The sequence below is a fragment of the Coleofasciculus sp. C1-SOL-03 genome (assembly GCF_040220555.1).
Classification (GTDB): domain Bacteria; phylum Cyanobacteriota; class Cyanobacteriia; order Cyanobacteriales; family Coleofasciculaceae; genus Coleofasciculus.
This window is the reverse complement of sequence record NZ_JAVJUO010000164.1, coordinates 1-3,385: the sequence shown is the minus strand read 5'-3', so window position 1 is coordinate 3,385 and position 3,385 is coordinate 1. Positions and strand designations below refer to the sequence as shown.

Sequence of the window (3,385 nt, the reverse complement as noted above, 5' to 3'; positions counted from 1 at the left end):
TTAAGGTGCGATCGCGGTTAGCAATCCGGTAGATTTTGTGATCGGGTTTCCGGTTAATCGGAACATCTGATATCGGCACAGAAAATCCAATGTAGGGGCGGGTAATGTGACAAAATTAATCAAGTCACCCATCATCTTGCTACAAAACCCGCCCGGTTCCACCCTTTGAACCCGACATTTTTGAGATGCGATCGCAGTTAGCAATCCGGTGGGTTTTGTTGTCCAATTTGCAATTAATTGATTGCCTTGCGATGGGGGAATGGGCGGGTTTTGTTGTTCCATTATCGGTGACTAGCTGGATTGATTCCCTAAACCCGCCCCTACATCTAACTTTTTGGACTTTGGACAAACAAATTAATTGCGGGAGGTTGGAGGACTGAGGATCATTAGTTGATCGCCTCCGTCACTTTCATACATCATCACAACAGGTGGACTCAATGTGCGATCACGTTTATCGGGTAAAGCTGGAAAGATGTAAAAATAACCGTCGCGATCAATAAGTAAGCGCCAGACTATTGACGTTTCTGGATTACTGGTATCGGTGAGTTCTTTACCCAGAAGTCGTTGATATAAATCTTGGTCGCCGATAATCCGGAAACCGGAAGGATTGACTAAGGGATTGTCCAGTTTGCGTCCCAGAGAAACGGTGTTGTCCTGGACTTTAGACTAATCCAAGAGAGCCGGAAACTACAAGGGCGAGACGTGTCACACTGACTGACTCAAGTCAAACCCTTTGTACATAAGCATTACAGCAATTTTCAAGGTGCTTGCTCTTTTCCTGTGCTATGAGGAAATTGTGCGATCGCGAGACTTTTTGAAGTGTTTGGGTGAGGGCTGGGTTCCCTAAACTCGGCAAAAAAATTGGTAATGCCCAATAAGTTAAATTGGTTCGTAGTGAGAAGCAGAAACAGGAAACATCTCTTGCATCGAGGAACCGTTCATCGCTCTCCTACAGCAGCATAGAGTGACAGTGTCGCGGATGTGCGATACGTTCCTTCTTCAGCAGGCTTCGCCAACGCATCCCTAGAACCCCTACCTACCCCAGAGGTTATCTGATGCCAAGTCGGAATGAGCAATGCCGTGCCCCTACACCTTGCTATCGTCTCACGCCATCGTCAATGACACCAAATCATCTGCCATTTCAAAATTGGCGGTGACGTTCTGCACATCATCCAACTCATCTAAGGCATCCATTAATTTTAGGAGCGATCGCGCCACATCTGGATCAGTAATTTCGACACTATTCCCCGGTATCCAACGTAACTCAGCATCGCGCACGCTGAAGCCTTGATCCTGTAAGGTTTGATTCAGGTGTTCTAGATTGGTGACTTCGGTAACAACTTCCACCCCCGGTTCCTCGTCGTCTTCTATCCACTCATAAGTTTGGGCGCCACCAGCCAGTGATGCTTCCAATAGCCGATCCTCGGACACCTCTCCGGCTACCGTTACCACTCCTTTTTGTTCAAACATCCAACTCACACAACCCGTTTCCCCCAGATTTCCGCCATTCTTGGTAAACGCCGATCGCAAATCTGCCGCCGTGCGGTTACGATTATCGGTAAGGGCTTCAATTAGAATCGCCACACCTCCCGGACCATAGCCCTCATAGCGAATCTCTTCCAGGTTGTCACTACCACTATCAAACTGACCTGACCCTTTCGCGATCGCCCGGTCAATATTATCATTGGGAATACCCGCCGCCTTCGCCTTCTCAATCGCCGTGCGTAACCGGAAATTCCCATTCGGGTCAGGAACGCCACTACGGGCGGCGACAATGATCTCCCGTGAGAGTTTGGCAAAGGTTTTCCCCTTCGCTGCATCCACTCTCGCCTTCTGGCGCTTAATATTTGCCCATTTACTGTGTCCTGCCATAACTGAAACCCAAATCGGTCAAATCCCGCTTCCCTAGGGTAGCTTGGTCATTTGTTATTTGTCATTTGTTAGGGAACAGGGAATAGGCAATAGGCAATAGGCAATAGGGTAATGGGCTATAGAAATTTTGTCTCCCATCTCCCCCATCTCCCCCATCTCCCCCATCTCCCCCAGCTTCCAGACGTAGCATGCTACGTCTCTACATTGCTTCCCCCTGTTCCCGGATTAGATGGGAAGAAGAACGCGAACGGTAGTGTGTTGATTGGGTATGCTATCTATTGTTAAAGTTCCCCCCAACAGTTCGATTAACCGCTTACTGATACTCAATCCCAATCCTGTTCCTTGTTGGGCATACAGTTTACGTTCAAACTGCTGATACGCCCCCAACTTAGTAATTTGTTCCCGACTCATCCCCCGTCCGCGATCGCTAACTGATAAGGCGTAGAATGATTGATTGGGAACTGTCCTCCCGATCACCGAAACCGGAGTACCAGCCGTCGAATATTTCAACGCATTATCCACTAATTCTTCTATAATTTTCTCCAGCCGAGTTTTGGCTATTTGTAGACTGGAATCATGTACATCCAGAGTCACATCAGCCTCTCGATTCCTGCGTTTCGCCTGTTGCCAAACCATGGCTTCAATCACTGAGGCGGCGGAACTGATTCGAGAACTGCGTAAGGCTTGAATCCGATTCGCATCCGTTACGGTGAGTTCAAGTTCGGCGTAGAGTAAAAAGTTTTGAATCAGTCGATGTAATCGTTCGCCTGATTTACGGATACTTTCCGACATTTCCTTGATTTCCTGCCGTTCCAAGGTATCCGCTTCCTCCACTAACAACTGGGAAAATCCCAGAATATTCGTTAGCGGCGATCGCATTTCGTGAGGGAGAGACAGGCTGATACTGGTGCGTAATTGGTCGAGTTTTTGAGTTTGTTGTTCCTCAATTACGGCTTGTTTTTGTAACCGGGAGGCAATGGCATTCAGTAATTCATCGACACTAAAGGGCTTGGTGATATAGTCATCTGCCCCTAGTTCCATCCCTTGACGCAAATCTGTTTTATCGGTGCGGGCGGTGAGAAACATAAATGGAATGGTGGCAGTTACAGGATTTTTCCGCAATGTATTTAAGACGCCAAACCCATCTAATTTGGGCATCATCACATCACATAAAATTAAATCCGGTTGATACTGCTGCACTAAATCCAGTCCCGCACAACCATCGCCAGCGCCGCAGACTTCAAAATCCTCGGCTTCCAGCAACTCCATGAGATTTTCCCGGACGGTTTCTTCGTCTTCGATAATTAGAATTTTTTTCAGAGTGGTTATCAGCATTTTTGGCATAAATTAAAACAGATTGACGACGAGGGGGCTGAAGGGTTAAATCTGATAGTTTGCACCTTTGTCGGTAAGCCCCGACACCCGCCAATAACTCAAGTTATTGGCTCATAGCTTAAGTCCATTAAAATGGACTAAGACTAGATATGCAGTCGTCTTTAGACGACTTTCGCTT

At 47.3% G+C, this 3,385-nt stretch carries 4 protein-coding genes; all 4 read right to left on the bottom strand.

Going from position 1 to position 3,385, the window contains the following annotated elements:
- Window positions 1-282 carry a hypothetical protein gene (locus RIE73_RS26305; RefSeq protein WP_446403987.1) on the bottom strand — a complete coding sequence of 94 codons (282 nt, stop codon included), beginning with the start codon at window positions 280-282 and terminating at the stop codon, window positions 1-3.
- A gap of 822 nt (window positions 283-1,104) precedes the next feature.
- The gene (locus tag RIE73_RS26300) at window positions 1,105-1,872 is read right to left on the bottom strand and encodes a YebC/PmpR family DNA-binding transcriptional regulator (RefSeq protein WP_446403986.1); all 768 of its coding nucleotides are present in this window, start codon (window positions 1,870-1,872) and stop codon (window positions 1,105-1,107) included.
- Window positions 1,873-1,933: 61 nt separating this feature from the next.
- Window positions 1,934-2,062, bottom strand: a complete 129-nt coding sequence (locus tag RIE73_RS26295) for a hypothetical protein (protein ID WP_446403985.1) — start codon at window positions 2,060-2,062, stop codon at window positions 1,934-1,936.
- A gap of 35 nt (window positions 2,063-2,097) precedes the next feature.
- Complete coding sequence (locus RIE73_RS26290) at window positions 2,098-3,216, bottom strand: hybrid sensor histidine kinase/response regulator (protein ID WP_446403984.1); 1,119 nt, start codon at window positions 3,214-3,216, stop codon at window positions 2,098-2,100.
- Between the last annotated feature and the right edge of the window lie 169 nt (window positions 3,217-3,385).